We start from the raw sequence: 3,370 nt of genomic DNA, 5'->3' as shown, positions 1-3,370 counted from the left end.
CCGCCGCGGCAGGGCGTTGCTTGCGGGTGGTACCGCCGCGGCGGTCGTGGTGGCGGTCGTGGCCGGGGTGCTGGTCGACGGCGCACTGCGCGAGCGCGCGCTGCTCGCCACGCCGTCCGGTATCCGCAGCCTGGCGGAGAAACCCACCGAGCAGTGGTCGATCGAGCTGGAGAACCCGATCTCCGCGGCCCTGGTCCGGATGCCGGGTGTGCTCGCGGTCGTGGGTGACGCGAAGGTCCAGGGCCTCGACCCGGCGACGGGCGAGGTGCGGTGGACCGTGGACGTCGCCGAAGCCGTGGACTGCGGCCCGCTGGGGGCGCTGGGCGTCGGCGGCCCGCTTGGGGCGCTCCCGGTCGAGAAGCTGGTCTGCGTCACGACGTCGGAGGACGGCGACCAGGGCGTCACGGTGATCGAGCCGGACGGCGGCTCGACCACCCGCGAGCTGGACCCCGGCGCGATGGTGCAGCCCGCGCCCGACGGCGGCCTGATCCACCTCGAGCTCGCGGGCGGCGAGCACGAGCAGGAGCCGGTCGTGGTCGACAAGGTGGGCACACCGCACCTGCCCAAGGGCTTCGTCGCGCCTGACCTGACGGTTCGGGTCGAGGACGCGGCGACCGGCGCGGAGCGCTGGAGCGCGGACGTCGCCGCCGGCCCGGCGGACGCGAACCTGTGCGTCACGTACACCTCCGGTCCGGAGGACCCCGACACCCCGACCCCGGTGCTGGACCTCGCTGGTTCGGTGTACGGCGACCTGAGCAACGGGGTGCTGGAGATCGACGGCTGCGGGGTCTCGGCGGCCTTCCTCCTCGACGGCACGCGCCTCGACGACCCGAAGGACATGACCGACGCACCGGCGGGCGGGGTGACGGGATCGTTCACCGCACTGCCCGACGGCGGCTGGGCCGGGCCCGACCCGGCGGCGGCTGCCGCCGGGACGGCCGGCCAGGTGGTGCACCTGCCCGACGGCGAGACCCTGAGGCTCGACGGTCAGGTACTCGTGCCGTGGGCCACGGACGGCCGGGACCCGGGCCTGCTGCTGGAGCGGGTGGGCGTGCACACCGAGGCCCGGTCCACCGAAGGGCGCGACGCCGGGGAGCAGCTCTGGATCGCTCCGGTGCTCCGCGCCACCGACCTGCTCGCCCGGGTCGCCGGCACCGGCGTCGTCGTGGACGAGCTCGGACCGGTGCGGGGGATCGACCTCGGCACGGGCGCGGAGCGCTGGACGCTCGACCCCGACGTGCTCGGCCTCGGCGACGGGACGTGGGACGTGAGCTCGCTGGTCTTCGGGGCCTTCACGGACGGCGACACCCTGCTGCTGCCGGTGTCCGGCGACCCCACCGGCGGCGACTCGGGACTGCGTCTGGTCGCGATCGACCTGCGCGACGGCTCGGTGCGCTGGGAGATCGACCAGGACACCCCGTACACGCAGCTGGTCAGCGTGGACGGCTATCTCGCGCAGATCACCCAGCAGGGCGTCGTGGGACTGGGGTGACTCGCGGATGACGCGGCTAGGATCCGGCCATGCCGCGGCCTGACCAGCAGGAACCCGTCGTCTTCGAGCTGGTCGAGGGCGAGGGGCCGGACGGTGTGGCGCGGCCTGTCGGCGCGCCCCCGGCGGACTCCTCCGGGCGTCGCCTGCCCCGGCTGCCACGGCTGTCCCGCCGCACCTGGCTGGTCACCGTGGCGGTCGTCGCCGTCGTCGTGGCGGGCACGACCGCCGTCGACCTGGTGCGGGGGCATCTGCGCGCCGAGCTGATGCGTACCTCGCCCGTCGGGGTGGCGTCGCTGGCCGAGATGCCCGAGCGGGGCTGGACCGTGCCGTTCGACGTCCCCACGCCGTCGAGCGACGAGGCCTACGTGGACCAGCCGCTCGTGACCATGGACGGGCTGCTGGTGCTCCCGCCGGGCAGCGCGCAGAGCTACACCGTGGACCCGTTCACCGGCCTGGCCGAGGCGGTCCCGGTCGGGTTCGACGACGTCGTCGCCGTCGACCCGGGCTCGGGCGAGGTCGCCTGGCGGGTGCCCCTGGACGAGGCCCCCGTGTGCGGGCCGACCAGCCCGGACGCGTCGATGTCCGTCGATGCGCTGGTGTGCGTGCACGGCCCGGAGGGCGCCCGCGAGGTGCTGACCGTCGCGCCCGACGGCGCCACCCGGTCCCGGCCGGTGGACCTGGCGGACGGCGAGCAGGTCTTTCCCGGCCCCGACGGCATGCTGGTCCGGGTCACCCGCACCGGTGGCGACGCCGCGGCCGAGGAGGTGCTGTGCGACGACCTCGGCACGTGCACGCCGTCGGTCCTGGAACGGGGCCGGGACGTGCGCGTCGTGGCCGAGGACGCCGCGACCGGCGCGGAACGCTGGGCCACCACCGTCGAGTTCCGGGCGACGGAGACCGTCAACTGCCAGCAGCAGGTCGCCGACAGCGGGCGGACGACCGTCGACACGTACCGGGTCACGATCCGTACCGGGGCCGAGTCGGTGGCCGTGGACGGCTGCGGTGTCGCGGCGACGCTGTCGACACAGGGAGTCCGGCTCGACCTCGCCGGCGAGTCCGGCGACGACACCGGCGGTGCGGGCGACCGGGCCGACGAGGTACCGGCGTCGCCGGCGTGGGTGACCGAGATCGGTGCGGACCTGTTCGCCGTCGAGACGGGCTCCACGGAGACCCTCGTCGTGGACGACGAGGGGCAGGTCCTGCGGACCCTGCCGGGGTGGGTGCGGACCGCGACCATCTCGCCCGACGCCCCCGACGACCTCTGGTTCATCACCAGGACCGGCGGCTACGGGTTCGATGCGGTGCGCGGGGACGGCTCGGTGGCCTGGACGGACCGGAAGAGCCAGGACATCCTGCTCGTCGGCCGGGACGTGGTGGTCGCGGACCGAGGGGGCCGGGTGGTCGGGCTGGCCCGCGAGACCGGGGACCAGGTCTGGGCCTGGGACGGTGGCGGCATGACCGGGATGGTCCGCTACCGGACGCTGACCGACGGGCGGACCGTGGCCATGGAGCACCTGCCCCAGGACGGCAAGCTCGGCGGCCTGCTCGTGGCGCTCGACCTGGGTACGGGTGAGAAGCGCTGGATCGCGCCGGTCGCGGGCACCGCCGTCGCGGTCGACGGCGAGCTCGTGGAGGTCAGCAAGGATGGCCTGACCGGCCTGGACTGACGCCCGCAGGGGGCTGATCCGAGGCGTCCCGCGGCGTTACGCTCGCCGCATGGCGCGCGATCCGGACGACGGCGGTGCGTTCGTCTTCGACCTGGTCGACGACGACGCGGCCGATCCCGGCGCGACCCGGACGGCCGGCATCCACGACCGGGACCGCCCGGCCGGTGGCGCCGACGGGAACGACGGTGGCGCCGACGGGCTCCCGGCGGGC

2 protein-coding genes are annotated in these 3,370 nt (G+C 75.2%); both read left to right on the top strand.

Features of this window, described 5'->3' with window-relative positions:
- Positions 1 to 1,492, top strand: a 1,492-nt coding sequence (locus PROKR_RS07900) for an outer membrane protein assembly factor BamB family protein (RefSeq protein ID WP_211240066.1), incomplete at its 5' end; no start/stop codon positions are given.
- A 29-nt stretch (positions 1,493 to 1,521) separates the two neighbouring features.
- Positions 1,522 to 3,159 carry an outer membrane protein assembly factor BamB family protein gene (locus PROKR_RS07895; protein WP_036961641.1) on the top strand — a complete coding sequence of 546 codons (1,638 nt, stop codon included), beginning with the start codon at positions 1,522 to 1,524 and terminating at the stop codon, positions 3,157 to 3,159.
- Positions 3,160 to 3,370: the final 211 nt, after the last annotated feature.

The sequence above is a fragment of the Promicromonospora kroppenstedtii DSM 19349 genome, assembly GCF_000515355.1.
GTDB classification, from domain to species: Bacteria; Actinomycetota; Actinomycetes; order Actinomycetales; family Cellulomonadaceae; genus Promicromonospora; species Promicromonospora kroppenstedtii.
This window is presented reverse-complemented; position numbering and strand designations above follow the sequence as displayed.

What these genes read in the sequence shown, in the direction of transcription:
- PROKR_RS07895 (WP_036961641.1), top strand. Translation starts at nt 1,522, where the DNA reads ATGCCGCGGCCTGACCAGCAGGAACCCGTCGTCTTCGAGCTGGTCGAG.